We start from the raw sequence: 18,534 nt of genomic DNA on the forward strand, positions 1-18,534 counted from the left end.
GGAAATAGTATTTAAGAGTTACAGAGGATAAGAACGGTTCATAACCCCAAAAGGAGAAAAAAATCAGATACTACAGCAGGTAAGAGGCACGGATTAACATTCCATGCCTCTTACTTAGCCGTTTTAAGTAAAAATATCCTTTAAAACATACTCAACCGATAATTTCTAGATAAAAGTTCCAATAGTTTAATTCCAGCCACACTGTTACCTTTTTCATCCAGTGCAGGGCCGAAAATTCCGATACCAAATTTCCCAGGCACAGCCCCAATGATACCGCCTGATACGCCACTTTTAGCAGGAATACCAATTTTGATGGCGAATTCTCCTGACGCATTATACATCCCACACGTAACCATAAATGTTTTACAGATTCGCGCTACATCCTCCGGCATAATCTGTTTTCCAGTTAGAGGATCTTTTCCATCCATCGCAAAGATCATTCCGATCCTCCCTAAATCCAGACAATTCATTTCAATGGCACACTGTTTTGTGTATAAATCTAATAATGTTTCAACATCTTCAATAATAATTTTATGCTGCTTAAGAAAATAACATAATGACCGGTTTAAATTAGCCGTTTCGAATTCGGATCGGGCGACTTCCTCACAATAGCCGATGGAAGAGTCGTCGGCCAACTCCCGAATAAAGGCTAATAACCGATTCAACCGTTCCTCAACTGAATCACCCTTAATCATGTGGGTGACCACAAGTGCTCCTGCATTGATCATAGGGTTTAACGGTTTGGCTGGTGCCATTGTTTCTAACTTGGCAATTGAATTAAAAGGGTCTCCAGTCGGTTCCATTCCAACCCGTTCAAATACATATTGAAAGCCTCTTTCTATTAAGACAAGAGCCAAGCTTATAACCTTTGAAATACTTTGCAGTGTAATCTTTTTATCAATATCTCCGGCTGAGATACATCTTCCGTCTGGATAATGAATTGCAATTGACAAATCCTCTGGTTTTGCTTTACCCAGCTCGGGAATATAGTCAGCAACCTTGCCATCTTTTGTATATTGTTTTGCTTCATCAACTAATAGTTTTAACTCACCACTTGTTTGACATGGCATAATGCATCACCCATAGTAGTTTTACCTATGAAATTGCGTTCATACATGATAAAAATTGTTCAATGTATACATGTTTTTAAGAAAATTATTTTTCTGGTGAATTAGATTAAATGACACTAGACAATTTGAGGAATACAAAAATTTTATAAACGTGAAGTATTAAAAGGCATCCCCTTCCTAATATTACAAGGAAAGGGATTATTGAACTTGAAACCCTGAGCGTTAATCTTATTAGGTTGTTGGTGCCACGATTGAATTTTTAGCTTGTGTTGTCTTTATTGGCTGGTAAGATAATTTTGCGCATTCGCTGAAAGCAAATTGTTTACAGCCTTTACACTTATTAATCTCCAGTTGTGCCAGTGCGGCATTGAGAGCTTCACCTGTATGTTCAAAAATATACTTTTCTTCTACTTTTTTGTTCAGCCCTGTTGCCCAAAGTAATTCTTTCGGCTGTTCCTGGAGACCGGACATCATGACATGTTGTTTTTGGTCCTTTAATTGTTTAACAATTTTGGAGAGGAGTGCTTCTCCTGAAGTATCAATGAAGGAAACCTTGCTCATTCTTAATAGAAGAACTCGCGGCTTCGAACTAAGAATTTCTTCAATTTCTTCTTCCAATCTTTCAGTGGTTCCAAAAAATAATGGTCCTTCTAATGTGTAAATATGAATTTGCGGACAGTTAGAACCTTGCTGTACGATTTCTTTTTTCACCAATTTATCAGCCGGGTCCGGCAAAACCTTCGACACTTTCAAAGTCTCGCTCATTTTCTGAACAAATGCCACTAGCGCTAAAATTATTCCTCCGCCGACGCCGGTGGTCAGGTCGACAACAACGGTTAAGAGGAAAGAAGTGACTAATACAAGCGAATCCATTGTTTTGGTTTTAAAGATATGGAGAAACTCTTTGCGTTCACTCATGTTCCATGCAACAAACATAAGAATCGGTGCCATACTGGCTAATGGAATCGCCGAGGCATATGGTGCGAGCATGACTAATACCATCAATACGACAACTCCGTGTATGACACCGGATAAGGGTGAGAACGCGCCGTTTTTAATATTAGTTGCTGTTCGTGCAATAGCACCTGTAGCTGGGATTCCGCCAAATAAAGGGGTTATCATGTTGGCCAGTCCTTGCGCCATCAGCTCCTTATTACTATTGTGCTTTTCGTTGGTCATACTGTCCGCCACTAAAGCAGATAATAAGGATTCAATTCCACCTAGCATGGCAATAACCAGAGCGGCAGGCAGAAGTTCAATGACTAAACTACCGGTAATCTGTGGAAATTCAAAATTTGGAAGCCCAGTAGGAATGGCTCCATATGTAGAACCAATAGTTGCAACTTGATTCGGAAAGCAATAAGAAGCAATTAAAGTTGAGACAATTATCCCCAACAGTGCTCCGGGAATTTTTGGCATATATTTTGTTGCCAATAGAACAATGGCTAGACTAATAAAAGCTACCAGAACACTGTAGACGTTAATGGTATGCAGGTTTAAGAGAATTTCTTTCATGTTTAAGTGAAATGCTTCTTCTTTTTTTAAGTTACTCAGCCCTAAGAAATTGGCAATTTGGCCAGAAAAGATAATCACTGCAATTCCAGCCGTAAACCCGATGGTCACGGGCCGTGGAATAAACTTAATAAACCTCCCTAATTTGAACGCCCCCATTAGAAAAATAATCACGCCTGCCAGAAAACCGGCAATCAATAATTTTTCATAACCGAACTGCAACACCACTCCCAATAATACAGGAACAAAGGCTCCAGTCGGTCCTGCAATTTGATATTTGGATCCGCCAAAAAGAGAGACCAAAATCCCGGAAATGATCGAGGTATAAAGCCCGTATTCCGGTCTTACCCCTGAGGCAATTGCAAAGGCCATTGCTAAAGGTATCGCTACAATTCCAACAATCAATCCAGCAACTACATCTTTTTGAACATGGCCAAGATTATAGCCGTTAAATCGGTTATAATCGATCATTTAAACACCCCGCTTTCAAGATTAGATGAGTTTGTCCCGTTTGAATGGACCTCATTACGTTTTTTAATCCCATCGCTTTTGGAAGCAATTCTAGTAACCGAGTATTCATACATGAAAGTATGACGATTTTTTTCTGGGGAATTTGTCGTTTGAAATTCCTGATACTTGTGTTGATTGTCGAGCCCCTTGTTTAAATCTAAGATACTTGAAATGGTATACATAAGATTTCCCTCCTATTTTCACAAAATAATTTGGTGTGAACCATTAGATGTGATGTTATGTCACACGTATCTACTATAATGGAAAAATGTGAAAAAATTGTTAATAATTTGTAGGAGAATTGTTGCCTTTTTATGTCATGACTATAGTGTGGGGAATCTTAAAAGTTGTTGTTAAAACCCCCTTTAGCTCTAGTACATGACTTGGTTTTTTTGAGGAAATTCTACTAGGAATGTTTGGATAGAGAGCGCCTAATACGAGCTGATTCTGGCGTGAAGATGTCTATGATCGGGTTTACGAATGATCAAATGAGTGGTTCTAATGGGACCTGTCCTTCATCAAGGTTATGGAAGACAAAACTAGTCGGTCTGATGGGAAAGTGTCCTTCATCGAGGTAATGAAAGACAAAATGAGAGGAACCTAATGGGCAAGCATCCTTCATCGAGATCATGAGAGACAAATAAGAGTAAAGAATTAAGAAGTTGTTAAAACTGGTGAAATTATTAAATTACCAAAAGAAGAAAAAGAAAAAGAAAAAAAGAAAATGCAAAGCAACGAAATTAGGAGGATTTACAGTGAAAATCTTCCTATATCGTTGCTTGATGTGTTCATCAAATGAATAAGCTCCACGTGTTATTCGATCAACTATAAAGTAAACAATTTTCGGTTAGGGTGACTCATAACTAGGGAATCAACCATAAATCCTTTGGTCATATTCCATTCTCAAACGTTTGATATCTTCTATAGGCGGAAACCCAAACATACGGGAATACTCACGGCTGAACTGCGAAGGACTTTCATAGCCTACCCGGAATGCGACATCCGTTGCATCCGTTGATTCAGACAATAATAGATGACGGGCCTCCTGAAGTCTCAATTGTTTTTGAAATTGAATCGGGCTCATAGTGGTTACCTCTTTAAAGTGACGATGAAGCGAAGACTCACTCATATTCGCTATTTCCGCAAGTTCCTCAATGCGAATAGACTTATCATAATTTTTCATGATGTGTTCAATCACGTCCTTGACTTGATTGGTAGAGCTTCCTTCGATGGCCATTTGTTCCAGGGTGACACCATGCTGCCCTTGCAGAACCCTATAGAGAATTTCCTTCGTAAAGAGAGGAGCAAGCACCGGGATATCTTCTGGATTGTCTAATAAACGAGCTAACCTAATTACTGCTTCCAACAAAGGTACTTCAATGCGGCTGACAAACATCGCTCGTTTAGCATTTTCTTTGGGGCCAACTCGAATTCCCATATCCCTGATAACCTCAATGATTTGATGCGGTGTAAATTCAAGTTTAATAGCCAGATATGGAACTTCAGCGGATGCTTCCATGACTTGTCCTGTAACCGGCAAGTCAACTGATGTAACAAGGTAATCGGAAGGACCGTAACGAAATTGCTCAATCCCTAGCAAATTCTCCTTCACACCTTGAACAACAATACACAAGGAAGGCTTATAAACTTTGTGTCTTGGTCCGATATCAGTAGATTGGCGAATGAAAAATAGAGACGGAATTGTGGTCTCGTGAACACCGTCCCGGCCTGTATGTTGCTCTATGAGTTTAGCGAGCTTATCCTGTTTTTTATAGATTTGTTCAGTCATAAGTTCCTCCTTGCTCCTTCATTCATGATTGTTTCATTATAATGCATATCCTTATGGTGCGTAAGTGGGTGTGAGAGGAATAGGCAATCATTTAGGAGGATTTGGATAACGGTTGCTTTTTCATTTGCTGCATAATAAGGAGGAGCTAGAAACAAAAATATTTGGAATTAGAGTACCAATAAAATAGACGAAAGGAAGTTTCATAATGCAAAAGCGTAAATTAGGAAAAAGCGGCCTGGAAGTTTCTGCTGTCGGGCTCGGATGCATGGGAATGAGTCATGGTTATGGTCCGGCATCAGACAAGAAAGAAATGATTTCGATGATCCATGAGGCGATTGACCGAGGTGTTACTTTCTTCGACACTGCCGAAGTGTATGGTCCATATGTAAATGAGGAGTTGGTAGGCGAAGCGCTTGCTCCATTCAAGGAAAAGTGGTCATCGCTACTAAATTTGGTATCTAAATAGTAGATGGAAAACAGGTGCTTGACAGTAAGCCGGAGCGTATTAGGAAATCAGTCGAAGGATCGCTCAGACGTCTTAAGATTGATACCATTGACCTTTATTATCAACATCGGGTTGACCCAAATGTGCCAATAGAAGAAGTTGCTGGAGTAGTACAAGAACTAATCAAGGAAGGCAAGGTTAAGCATTGGGGACTTTCTGAAGCAGGGGTGAAAACCATTCGACGTGCACACTCGGTTCATCCGCTTACTGCCATTCAAAGTGAGTATTCTATGATGTGGAGAAGTCCTGAAGAAGAACTACTCCCTACACTTGAAGAGCTTGGAATTGGCTTCATTCCGTTCAGTCCGTTGGGTAAAGGATTCCTTACTGGAAAAATTGACAAAAATGCCACATTCGATAGTTCCGATTTCCGCAGCATCGTGCCTCGTTTTAAACCTGAGAATATCGAAGCAAATCAGGTTCTGGTCGAACTAATAAAGGAGATCGCAGCAGGGAAGGAAGCAACGCCGGCTCAAATCGCACTAGCATGGGTACTTGCCCAGAAGCCATGGATTGTTCCGATTCCCGGTACACGCAAATTGAAACGTCTGGAAGAAAATCTTGGCGCAGCTGAGGTTGAACTGACCCCCGGGGAACTAAGTGATTTGAACAATGCGCTCTCGAAGATTGAGATTTCGGGAGATCGATATCCGGCAGAATACGCAAATAGAGTGGGAAAATAATAGCTTGTTTAATAAAAATAAACTGGAGGATTTCAAATGCAAAAAATAACTTTGAACAATAGTGTAGAGATGCCTATACTTGGTTTCGGTGTTTATCAGATTCAAGATGCAAATCAATGTGAACAAAGCGTTTATGACGCTATTATGACAGGCTATCGTCTAATTGATACCGCTGCCTCTTATCTGAATGAAGAAGCAGTTGGCAGAGCAATCAAGCGGAGTGGTGTACCAAGAGAGGAATTGTTTATTACTACAAAACTCTGGGTTCAAGATACCGGTTATGAGAGCACAAAGAAAGCTTTCGCAAAATCACTGGAAAGACTGCAATTGGATTATTTGGATTTGTATTTAATTCATCAGCCGTTTGGGGATGTATATGGATCTTGGCGTGCGATGGAAGAATTGTACCGTGAGGGAAAAATCAGGGCAATTGGTGTTAGTAACTTCCAGAATGATCGTCTGGTAGATTTGATTATTCATAATGAAATCACCCCGGCCATAAACCAGGTTGAAACGCATCTTTTCTGCCAGCAAATAGAAAGTGCTAAACTGATGAAAGAGCACCATGTTCAGATAGAGTCCTGGGGACCTTTTGCTGAAGGAAGAAATAACATGTTCCAAAACGAAGTTTTGGTATTATTAGCCGAAAAGTATAATAAATCGGTTGCCCAGGTGATTTTACGTTGGTTGACCCAAAGAGAAGTAGTGGTGATTCCAAAGTCTGTTCATAAGGAAAGAATCATCGAAAACTTCGATATTTTTGACTTTGAATTAAGCCAAGAGGATATGAAGACAATTGCTACATTAGATACGAATAAGAGCCTGTTTTTCTCCCATAACGATCCCGAAATTGTAAAATGGATCGGTACCCGTAAACTAGATATTTAATGTTTTTTCTTATGCTACACATCGATATTTTTCTATCACATTATAGATTAGTTAGTCCCTACCTGAAGATTATTAACAATTATGATTAATTTGTTTAAAAATGAACAAATTGAGGTCATTTAACCATTGTAAGGATCTAAGTACTATTTATAATGTAGTTATATTAAATAAAGGATTGCTACTGGTGTACGCAGGCAAAACTAATTGGGATTGTTACTGTTAATCAGGCAAAACCCGATTGGATTGTTACTGGTTATCCAGGCAAAACCTAAATCGCTAAAATTGAGGGCTTCTTAAGCCTTCGATTTTAGTGGTTTAGGTTTTTCTTTTAGGAAAGAATCCCGAATTTAAGGGGGGACTAAAGTTTGTACACATAAAAATTTGATAACAAATATAGACGGAGGGGTTTCCCATCATTTTTATAGTGTCTTCTATGGGTGTTTAGACTATTATTCAGAAAGTTATGAAATAATTGTAAAAGGATGAATCCTTGAAAAAAATCCTAAATTACTCTATCATAATAACTTGTTAGTTAATAATTTTAATATAGTGTTTATATTGTTTAGGAGAAAAAAGCTGGCAGGAATAGATAATAAATCTAATGGTCTTTTATTTATTGTACATATCGGCCATTCTATTAATTGGATATTACTAGCCAAATTCTTAACAGCCTATCGAAAGGGGAATAAGATATGTTAGAAGTTATGGACAGAGCAAAGTCAGAACCAACTAAAGCAGAACAACTTGATGTACTCGATCAGTTGCTGAAGCCGGAGGTTCAGGAATCATTGACCGCATTAGTAGAACAGCTTCCAAAATTGACCGAACTTGTGAATATATTAACAAAGTCATACGACTTCGCTCAGTCAGTTGCAACAGATGAAGTATTAAAAAATGATACAATTGGAGCCATTACAGAGATTGTAGAACCTATTAAAGATACAGTGAAAAGCGTAGCTGCTACTGCAATTGAAGCAAAAGATCGTGCTGAAGAAAGTAATGAAGTGATCGGTTTATTTGGACTTTTGAAAATGATTAAAGACCCTCAGGCTCAAAAACTTTTCCGTTTCATTAACGCTTATCTTGAGGTTTCGGCGGAACGCTCAGCGAAATAATTTTAACAGTACATCCATAGAGACGGGGGAGAGACTATGTCAAAGAAAGTTGTTATTTTAGGTGCCGGATATGGCGGACTATTAGCAGCTATTAATATTCGTAAATTTTTAAATAAAGATCAAGCACAAGTTACTGTGGTTAATCAGTACCCTACACATCAAATTATCACAGAACTTCATCGTTTGGCAGCAGGAAGTGTTGCAGAACAGGCAGTGGCCATGCCATTAGCGAAGCTTTTCAAAGGAAAAGATATTGAGCTTAAAATCGCAAAGGTTGAGTCATTTTCAGTAGATCAAAAAGAAGTAAAACTTTCAGATGGATCTACTTTATCCTATGATGCGCTAGTCGTGGCTTTAGGAAGCAAAACAGCTTACTTCGGTATTCCAGGATTAGAAGAAAACAGCATGGTGTTAAAATCAGCTGAGGATGCGAATAAAATCTATCAACATATCGAAGAGCGGATCGCTGAATATGCAAAAGCGAAAAATGAAGCAGACGCAACGATTCTTATCGGCGGCGGTGGTTTAACCGGTGTTGAGTTAGTTGGAGAAATCGCTGATATCATGCCTAAACTTGCTAGAAGCTATGGTGTGGATCCAAAAGAAGTAAAGCTGCTTTTAGTAGAAGCAGGCCCTAAAATCTTACCTGTTTTACCAGATCCATTAATTGAACGAGCTACTGCGAGTTTAGAAGCACGTGGTGTTCAATTCTTAACAGGACTTCCTGTAACTAATGTAGAAGGAAATGTCATTGATTTAAAAGATGGACAAAAAATTACCGCTAATACGTTCGTTTGGACTGGCGGAGTACAGGGTAATCCTCTAGTAGGTCAATCAGGACTTGATGTGGATCGTGGACGTGCAACCGTTAATGAATATCTTCAATCTACTTCACATAAAGACGTATTTGTTGTCGGTGACAGTGCTGTTGTCTTTGGTCCTGAAGGACGGCCATTCCCGCCTACAGCCCAAATAGCTTGGCAAATGGGAGAACAAACAGGCTATAATGTCTTTGCTTTCTTAGAGAACAAAGCTTTTAAAGAGTTCTCTCAAGTTAACTCTGGAACACTTGCAAGCTTGGGACGTAAAGATGCGGTAGCTACCATTGGTGCGAACTCTATACCACTAAAAGGGATGCCAGCGTCATTAATGAAAGAAGCCAGTAATGTTCGATACTTATCACATATTAAAGCATTGTTCAGTTTAGCTTATTAATACTAACGAAGCTATTTAAGATACCGTTTATGAATACGGCTTTCTCAAAGTAAAGTACCACAGTGTTTCATCACACTGTGGTTTTTTCTTTTTTTTAATAGAATCTTCGCGCCGTCTAAGGATAGGTCCTGTACTTCTTAAAAAGGTTAAACATATTTTAAAAATCAAGTGCTTCAAATGTTATGAATGTGGTATCTTATTCTCTTTTCGATAAGTCGATGGGGTCATTTCCATATATTTTTTAAAGATTCTATGAAAATGGGTTATGCTTTCAAATCCACACATTTCAGCAATCAAGGAAACTTTTTGATTTGTTTTTAGTAAAAATTCTTTAGCCTTGATAACTCTTTTATGATTCAAATAAACGGTCAACCCCATCCCAGTTGTTTGTTTAAATACTCTACTAAAATGGGAAGTACTGACTAGGGCCTCGTTTGCAAGTTCGGTCAGGGTTAATGGATGACTTAAATTGTTATTAATATAGACTAAAATTTCTTTAATCCAATCTGGTCCATAAGTGTTAGATTCCACTATGTGTTGTTTATTGTCGATGTGGGCGCGATATAATTCCAGTATGATTTGGTGAACAATTAGCAATGAGGCATGCCTAGAACCCAGTTCATTTTTTATAGTTTCTTGAGATATGTTTAAAAGTTGTTCTTCTATTTTTTTTTGACGCTCAATTTGCAGGGATATTTTATAATTTTTAATTTTCGCTGCCATCTCAAACAAATTTAAATAAGAAAAAGAATCATCTAGTAAGACATTATAAAGTATTGTTGGGCTAAAAAATATAATGGTAGATGTCACAGGTTCATCCTTATCAGGCATTGCACGATGGATGGTATTGTTTGGGATAAGGAATATATCACCCTTTTTCATGTCATAAAAAATGTCATCGATGAAAAAAGTCCCTTTTCCACTATAGACATAAACAATTTCATAATAATCATGAAGATGGTCAGGCAGTTCTTTTTGTGGGCTTTTGGTATCTTGGTAGATAAAAGAAAAAGGAAACAACAAGTTATTGTTTGAAAATTTTTGAACGCTTTTCATTAGATATCACCTAAATAAATCGTACGTCAAAAAAGGGTATAAATAAAGCAATAAATGTAATTTTTATTTCAAATATTGATGATAAGATGGAGGGGAGTTCAAAATGAAAGGGCTTTCTAATTTTTAAATTAAAAGGAGTGTTACCCCAAAAATGAAAAGTATAGTCTGTAACCAACCAAATCAATTTAAAATGGTAGAAGTGGAACCTCCTGTACTTAAAACGGGAGAAGCATTAGTTCATATTCGCCGCATTGGCATTTGTGGAACTGATTACCATGCATACAAAGGCAACCAACCCTTTTTTAGCTATCCTCGTGTACTCGGTCATGAACTTTCTGGTCAAATTGAATCTATAGGGGAAAACTCTTGTGGATTAAAGGAAGGAGATCAAGTTTCAGTTATTCCCTACATGGAATGTGGTGAATGTATTGCTTGTAGAAATGGCAAAACAAACTGCTGTACTGATATGAAAGTATTAGGTGTCCACATTGAAGGGGGAATGAGTGAATGGATTACCGTTCCTTACAATCATCTAATTAAAACCAATGGGCTTACACTAGACCAATCTGCAATGATTGAACCGTTAAGTATAGGTGCACATGCCATTAGACGCTCTTCACTTAAGAAGGGGGAATACGTTCTAGTAATTGGTGCCGGACCTATTGGATTAGGGGTAATGGCTTTTGCTAAGCAAGAGGGAGCTAAAGTGATAGCAATGGATGTAAACCAAGAACGTTTGGAGTTTTGTCGTAAATGGGCCAAAGTAGATTTTACAGTGAACGCATTGGAAAATCCATTGGAGACTATCAAGGAAATAACAAGTGGAGAAATGCCAACAGCTGTATTTGATGCAACCGGAAATGGTAATTCAATGACGGATGCGTTTAACTATCCTGCACATGGTGGAAAATTAATCTACGTTGGTTTAACTAAAGGTAATATTTTATTCGATGATCCTGATTTTCATAAAAAAGAACTTACATTAATGGGAAGTCGTAACGCTACTCGAGAAGATTTTGAATATGTAGTAAATGCAATAAAAAGTGGTGGAGTCGATATTGATTCGTATATTACCCATCGTGCAAGCATTGATGAGATGATCAATCAATTTGAAGGGTGGTTAACCCCTGAGGCTAAAGTAATTAAGGCCATTGTTGAAGTTTAGTTAAATTATGAATTACGTGAAAGCGGTAACAAAATAATAGGGGGTATATGATGCTATCAAAAATGTTCTCAAAAGATAAACTACCTGTACTGATTTTATTATTCTTAGCTGGCGTAATTAATTATCTTGACCGATCTGCCTTATCCATTGGTGCTCCTTTTATTAAGGAAGATTTACATTTATCAGCTACCCAGATGGGAATTATTTTTAGTAGTTTTTCAGTTGGATATGCAATTTTCAATTTTATAGGCGGGATGGCTTCTGATAAATATGGTGCCAAACTTACTTTGTTCGTTGCAATGATTGTTTGGTCATTATTTAGTGGTGCTATTGCATTAGCAGTCGGATTTACTAGTTTAATTGTCATTCGTGTTTTATTCGGTATGGGGGAAGGGCCGCTTTCGGCAACCATCAGTAAAATGGTCAATAACTGGTTTCCAGCTGACCAACGTGCTTCTGCTGTTGGTTTAACGAATAGTGGAACACCACTTGGAGGTGCCATTTCTGGTCCGATTGTAGGTTTTATCGCCATTACATTCAGCTGGAAAATATCATTTCTTTTAATAATGGTTATTGGTCTTGTTTGGGCGGTTTTATGGTGGAAATTTGTGAAAGAAAAGCCCGCCGCCTCTAAAGAAAAGTCAACTGTTGTAAATATCAACCATGTTTCACAGCAAAGACGCCCATTAACTTTTTATTTAAAACAAAAAACGGTATTATTTACTGCATTTGCGTTCTTTTCCTATAACTATATTTTGTTCTTCTTCTTAACATGGTTCCCAAGTTATTTGGTAGATTCCCGCCATATGGATGTAAAGGACATGAGTGTTATTACAATGATTCCATGGATCGTAGGCTTTATCGGACTTGCCTCTGGCGGATTTGTTTCAGATTTTGTTTTTAAAAAATTTACAAACAAAGGTGTTTTATTCTCAAGAAAAGTTGTGCTCGTCACTTGTCTATTTTTTTCAGCTGTTTGTATTGGCTGTGCCGGCCTTGTAACAACCACAGTCAGTGCCGTAACATTAGTTGCCCTGTCCGTCTTTTTCCTTTACTTAACAGGATCCATTTACTGGGCAATCGTGCAGGATGTTGTGGAGCAAAGTAGTGTGGGTTCAGTCGGTGGATTTATGCACTTTTTAGCCAATACAGCTGGGATAATTGGACCTGCTTTAACAGGGTACCTTGTGGATCAATCTGGTTCGTTCACATCAGCCTTTTTATTAGCAGGCGGGTTGGCTATTTTTGCTTCCTTATCAGTAATCCGTTTTGTTCGTCCAATTAAGTATGCAAGTCCTAACAAGGAATCTGTAAAGCTCACAGTTTGAATACTAAAAGTTTAGTTTTTATCTTTTTTGAAATTAAAGCGCTTTAAGTTTGACCCGATGGAAAGAATGGTCAGCTCCTCTAATTTTTATTCTGTAAATTAAATCTGCTTATGATGCGAATTTTGTACCTAAACAGGCTTTTTGAAGAGTAAATCAGTGTAAGCTATGGCTATAAGAATAGAAGTGTCTAACAAACCGGCTATCCATTGGGCAGTCGGTTTGTTAATATATTTTTAAAAGGAATGAGCATTACTTTGTAGGCTACATATGTCTGACTGCAAAACCACTGGCTTTGTGGATTTTTTTATAACAGATTAATTTATAAACTTTTATTTTACAATAGTAAAGTGTAAAAAAATTGACATGAATTTATAGTAAGAAAAAGGCCCAAGAAAGAGACTTCACTTGGGTTTTATTTCTGGTTGGGAGATAATAATCTAGGAGTAGCATTTTAACTTAATTAAATAATAATAATGAAAATCTTATTTTATATTAGTAATGTTAGAAAGAAGTGAAAAGTATGCAAGAAAAATCCTCTAAATCCCCATCTATGATAAAACAGGCTTTGTCTGTTAATAAAAAGCCTTTTCCCTGGTTAAAGGCATTTTCTGCAGGGGTAGCAGCATCATTGCCAATTCTAATTGGAATACTATTAGATCAATTTGAATATGGGTTGATAGCTGGAATGGGTGCTTTTACCTATCTTTACGTTTTTAATATACCTTATGCTCAACGGGCTAAAAAGATTTTTATTATTGTACTTGCTTTATCATTACTTACTGCACTAGGTACACTTGTTGCTCCATATCCACTTGCAATCGCTATTTTAATGGGAGTAATTGGAGCTGCTGCTATATTTATTTTTGGAGCCTTAAGAATTGCAGGTCCTTCGGCAATCTTTCTTGTACTCGTTTTTGCAATGACAACTGGTATGCCTGTTGATCCTGGATCTGCTCCTTTACGAGCAGGACTTGTTTTCCTTGGCGGGAGTCTGTCGTGGATCATAGCGATGGTTGGTTATTTCTTTCATCCGCATGGTCCAGAAACTGGTGTTATGAGAAGGGCTTTAATTGAACTGTCTGCCTTTATTGATTCAGTTGGAACAGAACGTTTTAATGAATCAAGACATCGTGTGATGTCAGTCTTAAACGAAGCGGATGAAACACTTGCATCGGGTTATATCTCCTGGAGACAAACAGACCTTTTTAAACGATTATATGTTTTAAATACTTCTGCCCATTCGATTTTTATTTACATACTTGAAAATTTTTCAGAACATGATTCCAAATTACCACCAGAATTAGGGCAATCTCTCCGAAAAACGGCTCTATCGTTAGACGAGAGGAGTAAGATAAAAATCGTTGCAGGGGAAATCTTGCAACCAGATGAGATGGATGATCGTATTTCTTACTTGTTTAAATTAATTTATGATGCAGATGCTATCATGAACGAACCAACTTCCAAAATAAATAAAGTGGTTGAATTCTCTAAGCCCTCCATTAAGACGGTCCTTGGGGGTGCATTTGATAAGAATTCGATCATTTTTATTGCTGCTTTTCGGTTTGGTATCATAACGATTATTGCGGCCATTATCGCTTTCCAGTTTGGATTTGTACGGTCTTACTGGGTCCCATTATCCTGTGTAGCTGTTATGTCAGGATTCTCCATTGTCGCCACCTTTCATCGTGCCATTCAAAGAGGTATTGGTACATTGCTGGGGATCTTGATTGCCAGCATCATTCTTTCCCTGCATCCTGACGGCTATATTATTGCTTTGTTTGTATTATTATTAACGTTTATTACAGAACTGTTTATTGTAAAAAATTATGGGTTAGCCGCATTGTTTTTTACACCCAATGCTTTACTCATGGCTGAAAGCACGAGTTTGGGGGATTTTGATTTTACTTATTTTGCTTCTGCAAGAATTTTGGATGTTTTGATTGGTAGTATCATTGGACTCATGGGTGTATGGTTAGTGGGAAGAAGATCTGCGTCGAGTCGTCTTCCTCATTTAGTTGCGAAAACCATTCGTAGTCAGGCACAATTTTTACTTATTTTATTTTCTGATCAAGGAAAAGGATTTAATGCGAGAGAGAGCAGAGAGTTAAAAAAGATGAAAACGAATATCAATAATTTAAAAACCTTGTATAACACAGCATTAGGTGAGATTCCAGCTGATCGAAAAGCATTAGATTATTACTGGACTGTAGTTTTTTCGATTGAACAGCTAGGATATTTACTGGAAAATTGTGCAAAATCTGATAGCCGTCCGTTGCTTTATGAAGATACACTTTCCCAATTACTTTATGTTTGTGAAACAACCGCAATCGCAGCGGGTTTGCAAAGGTCCCCATCTATTAGAAAAGTTCCGGAAATAGAATCTTTCCCAACTATTCAAACAGAGCTTATTAACTTACAAAAGACACTTCAAAACAGTCCGAAATAATTTTGTAGGACGGAAGATATTGCATGAACAAAGGCCCATCTATTCATATGGGCCTTTGTTTTGTGTTACATAATTGATATGAACCAGAGGTTACATTTTTCAATTTATTCTCTGTTAACTTTTCTTACCAATTTTGTTACAACTAGCCATTCTTTCAGTAGAATACAATCATGTTAAACAATAAGTTGTTACGTTTAAAACCATAAGTCAGTAGGGAAGGGGCTATATTATGTAAATATAATTCGGAATATTCAGTTAAAAATATTTAAGAATCCAATCCACTTTTCTATGGCGCGTCAAAAAAAGGAGTGAATACCATGCGAACGATATCAATGGAAGATCAAGATTCTTTAAAAGTAAAAGATCCCTCTTTATATAATGAGGACCTTGCACCTCTTAATAAGGAAAAGAGGAATTGGAATTGGCTGAACTATACGACAGTGTGGATGGGGATGGTCCATAATATAGTCGCATATGAAACAGCAGGAAGTTTGCTTGGGTTAGGAATGAGTGTCTGGCAGGCTTTAGCAACCGTAATAACGGCCAATATTATTCTTATTATAGCGATGTGGCTAAATAGTGCAGCGGGTGCTAAATACGGGATCCCTTTCCCGGTTCTAATTCGTGCTTCTTTTGGATACAAAGGGGCACAGCTTCCAATCATTATAAGGGCTTTTGTAGCGATATTCTGGTTTGCCGTCCAAGCTTATTTAGGAAGCAAAGCAGTAGGAGCTGTTCTAGGAGCATTAATACCAAGTTGGAATAGTTTGTCGTCCATTCATATTTTAGGTATGGGGCTAAATGATGCCCTTGCAGTTGCACTTTTCTGGATATTACACGCATGGGTAATCTCACATGGCATGGAACGAGTTAAATTTTTTGAGTTATGGGCAGGCCCCCTTGTAATTGTTTTAGGGTTAGCTCTTGTTATTTGGGCAATAACAGTATCGAATGGATTAGGGCCACTTTTTGATGAACCAGCAAAATTAACGGGTGGTGCATTTTGGAGTGCATTTGGAATTTCGATTACCGGACTGATTGGAACGTGGGCTACCTTGATACTGAATATACCGGATTTTACTAGGTTTGCACGAAGTCAAAAAGATCAAGTCATCGGTCAGGCAATTGGATTACCAGGTACAGCGATTATTTTTGCTATTATGAGCATTATTACAACTTCGGGGACCATCATTGCCTTCGGTAGACCCATTTGGGATCCAGTCGAATTGCTTCAGCAATTTGGAAACCCGTTTGTTTTATTCCTGGGAGCTTTTGCATTGCTCATTGCTACCTTATCTGTAAATGTAGCAGCAAACGTTGTTTCACCTGCCTACGACCTAGTAAACTTATTTCCGCAAAAACTTAACTTTGTAAAAGCCGGACTAATTTCGATAGTGGTTGCCTTATTTTTTGCACCCTGGCTATGGTACAACAACTCAGGAACCATTTTTAATGTTCTAGGGGCAATCGGTGGAGCACTTGGGCCTGTCGGTGGCATCATGATTGCTGATTATTTCCTAGTTGCACGCAGGAAATATGATTTAGCTAGTTTTTATAGAAAAGACGGACTATACGAGTATACAAATGGTTGGAATGTTAAGGCACTAATTGCCCTAGTAGTAGGGCTGATAGCATCATTTATTGGATTAATTATTCCAGCATTGAAAGAGTTGTACACCTATTCTTGGTTCTTAGGGATTGGTTTCGGATTCATTGCTTATATTTTGTTAATGAAATCAGATAAAGTGTCGGAATCGAAGCTTGAAAATGTAGAGACTACGATTTAAATTGTCTTTCAACACTTTCTATTAGTGTAGCAATTGTCCGTGATATTTTTAACTTTACGTGCCAGGTCGCCAAAATTTTTAATAAGTGTCAGCCCATATACTTTTGGATTAACTTAGGTAATTTCTAAAGGTACGAAACAAACGCCGTACTGTTAGAGACGGGCCTTTGTTGGTTACTATGTGTATTATTTATCCTATTTAATGCGTGTAAAACCTGCTATTAACTCAAGAACTTAAAAACGTTAATAGCAGGATTTTAATTTGAAGATGATAGACCGATTTAAATTTTTAGTCGTTCTTTTTTGGGTTATTGGATATAATGTGCCGATACATTATTCGGAGAACTTTTGTTTTCGTTCATTTAATATTTCTTGGATAATTTCAATATGGACGGAAGCCCAAGATTTTTCATGAAAGTGAAGAATCACACTTACAGTAAGAATAGTTATGTAAGCAAAAACAAAGATGACCCAAAGAAAACTACCTTCTTTGAAAAGGAACTCTTGTAATTGTTTTGAAAATAAGAAGAAGAGCCACGGTGCTGAAGATATTAGAATTGGAATGATTCCGGAACCATTTTTTTCTTTTATCATACAATAATAAATTTTTTTTAGTGTTTCGCTATCAATAGAAATATAAAATTTTTGAATTTCTTCTACTTCTATAAGTTCTTTTATTGATTTGAAAGGTTTTTTGTTGTTTGAAGCTCTTTTAAGTTTTAGATAGATTTTATGAGCATCTCCACGTAATGAAAACATAGTTTTTTCCATTTTCCTCCATTAAAAAATCATTACTAGAAGGCTTTACAAATACTGTTTCCTCTATACATGGTTCAAAGAAGTTCTGTTGTATGAAATTTGTTTTAAATGCTCACGCACTTGGTCTTTAAGGAAGTAAGTGCATTTAAGGAAAGGACACTTCCGAGAACGGAAGTGTCCTTTGTGTCATTATACAGATTTTCGATCTTCGAAAGGAAAATCATCTCTTGAGATTCGTTTCTTCAGGAGCCCAAAGAAATTTTCAATTTCACGTTCTGCGCTAAGAAGAGAATCAGAGCCATGGATAACATTTTCCTCTTTTGAAAATGCAAAGTCACCACGAATGGTGCCTGGCATAGCTTCCGATGGGCTTGTCTTTCCAATCATGAGACGAGAAACCTCTATTATATTTTCTCCTTCCCAGACCATGGCAAAAACAGGACCTGAGGTTATGAAATCCACTAATTCACCGAAAAACGGTTTTTCCTGATGCTCCATATAATGATACTCAGCTTTAGTGCGGTCCATTGTCATTAGCTCGGCATTCAATAAGGTAAACCCTTTTTGTTCAAAGCGTTTGAGGATTTCTCCGATTAACCCTCGCTTCACCCCATCAGGTTTTACCATTATAAACGTGCGCTGTAAACTCATACGATCACCTCTTGAAAAATAGATATTTGATGAGAACCACCAGACCAGTACAATAT

General features: G+C 37.6%; 14 protein-coding genes and 1 pseudogene. 8 read left to right on the forward strand and 7 right to left on the reverse strand.

Features of this window, described 5'->3' with window-relative positions; all coding sequences use genetic code 11:
- Positions 1–140: 140 nt before the first annotated feature.
- The 4 genes from glsA to AAHB15_RS03910 form a co-directional block, all read right to left on the reverse strand.
- Positions 141–1,070, reverse strand: a complete 930-nt coding sequence (gene glsA / locus AAHB15_RS03895) for a glutaminase A (protein WP_342041764.1) — start codon at positions 1,068–1,070, stop codon at positions 141–143.
- Between the two features lie 231 nt (positions 1,071–1,301).
- The gene (locus AAHB15_RS03900) at positions 1,302–3,053 is read right to left on the reverse strand and encodes a SulP family inorganic anion transporter (protein ID WP_342041765.1); all 1,752 of its coding nucleotides are present in this window, start codon (positions 3,051–3,053) and stop codon (positions 1,302–1,304) included.
- On the reverse strand, positions 3,050–3,274 hold the full coding sequence (locus tag AAHB15_RS03905) for a hypothetical protein (RefSeq protein WP_335573919.1): 225 nt from the start codon (positions 3,272–3,274) through the stop codon (positions 3,050–3,052). The genes AAHB15_RS03900 and AAHB15_RS03905 overlap by 4 nt, the downstream gene beginning before the upstream one ends.
- A 689-nt stretch (positions 3,275–3,963) precedes the next feature.
- On the reverse strand, positions 3,964–4,881 hold the full coding sequence (locus AAHB15_RS03910) for an AraC family transcriptional regulator (RefSeq protein ID WP_342041766.1): 918 nt from the start codon (positions 4,879–4,881) through the stop codon (positions 3,964–3,966).
- Positions 4,882–5,086: 205 nt separating this feature from the next.
- Between AAHB15_RS03910 and AAHB15_RS03915 the strand changes: the two are divergent.
- From AAHB15_RS03915 to AAHB15_RS03930, 4 genes and pseudogenes are all read left to right on the forward strand, one after another.
- Positions 5,087–6,069 (forward strand): annotated as a pseudogene (locus AAHB15_RS03915) (aldo/keto reductase).
- A gap of 36 nt (positions 6,070–6,105) precedes the next feature.
- Positions 6,106–6,957: an aldo/keto reductase gene (locus tag AAHB15_RS03920; protein ID WP_335573917.1), complete on the forward strand. Its 852-nt coding sequence runs from the start codon at positions 6,106–6,108 to the stop codon at positions 6,955–6,957.
- 704 nt (positions 6,958–7,661) lie between these two features.
- A complete protein-coding gene (locus tag AAHB15_RS03925; protein ID WP_420491187.1) occupies positions 7,662–8,072 on the forward strand; it encodes a DUF1641 domain-containing protein in 411 nt (136 codons plus the stop codon).
- Positions 8,073–8,108: 36 nt separating this feature from the next.
- Positions 8,109–9,287, forward strand: coding sequence for an NAD(P)/FAD-dependent oxidoreductase (locus AAHB15_RS03930; protein ID WP_335573915.1), 1,179 nt, complete (start codon positions 8,109–8,111; stop codon positions 9,285–9,287).
- Between the two features lie 180 nt (positions 9,288–9,467).
- Here AAHB15_RS03930 and AAHB15_RS03935 read toward each other — a convergent pair whose 3' ends face one another.
- Positions 9,468–10,343 carry an AraC family transcriptional regulator gene (locus tag AAHB15_RS03935; protein ID WP_335573914.1) on the reverse strand — a complete coding sequence of 292 codons (876 nt, stop codon included), beginning with the start codon at positions 10,341–10,343 and terminating at the stop codon, positions 9,468–9,470.
- A gap of 151 nt (positions 10,344–10,494) precedes the next feature.
- Here AAHB15_RS03935 and AAHB15_RS03940 point away from each other — a divergent pair, with 151 nt between their 5' ends.
- The 4 genes from AAHB15_RS03940 to AAHB15_RS03955 all read left to right on the forward strand — a co-directional run bounded on the left by AAHB15_RS03940 (position 10,495) and on the right by AAHB15_RS03955 (position 17,069).
- A complete protein-coding gene (locus AAHB15_RS03940) occupies positions 10,495–11,508 on the forward strand; it encodes a zinc-binding alcohol dehydrogenase family protein (protein ID WP_342041767.1) in 1,014 nt (337 codons plus the stop codon).
- Positions 11,509–11,570: 62 nt separating this feature from the next.
- On the forward strand, positions 11,571–12,836 hold the full coding sequence (locus tag AAHB15_RS03945; RefSeq protein ID WP_335573961.1) for an MFS transporter: 1,266 nt from the start codon (positions 11,571–11,573) through the stop codon (positions 12,834–12,836).
- A gap of 520 nt (positions 12,837–13,356) precedes the next feature.
- Positions 13,357–15,282: an FUSC family protein gene (locus AAHB15_RS03950; protein ID WP_335573912.1), complete on the forward strand. Its 1,926-nt coding sequence runs from the start codon at positions 13,357–13,359 to the stop codon at positions 15,280–15,282.
- A 317-nt stretch (positions 15,283–15,599) separates the two neighbouring features.
- Positions 15,600–17,069 carry an NCS1 family nucleobase:cation symporter-1 gene (locus tag AAHB15_RS03955; protein WP_335573911.1) on the forward strand — a complete coding sequence of 490 codons (1,470 nt, stop codon included), beginning with the start codon at positions 15,600–15,602 and terminating at the stop codon, positions 17,067–17,069.
- Positions 17,070–17,401: 332 nt separating this feature from the next.
- Here the strand turns inward: AAHB15_RS03955 and AAHB15_RS03960 are convergent, their stop codons facing one another.
- Together AAHB15_RS03960 and ndk are read right to left on the reverse strand one after the other, a co-directional pair.
- Positions 17,402–17,839 (reverse strand): hypothetical protein, encoded by a 438-nt coding sequence (locus AAHB15_RS03960; protein WP_261380552.1) that lies wholly within the window; start codon positions 17,837–17,839, stop codon positions 17,402–17,404.
- 177 nt (positions 17,840–18,016) lie between these two features.
- A complete protein-coding gene (gene ndk / locus AAHB15_RS03965) occupies positions 18,017–18,478 on the reverse strand; it encodes a nucleoside-diphosphate kinase (RefSeq protein WP_144562309.1) in 462 nt (153 codons plus the stop codon).
- Between the last annotated feature and the right edge of the window lie 56 nt (positions 18,479–18,534).

The sequence above is a fragment of the Bacillus sp. OTU2372 genome, from assembly GCF_038440275.1.
GTDB lineage: Bacteria > Bacillota > Bacilli > Bacillales > Cytobacillaceae > Neobacillus > Neobacillus bataviensis_B.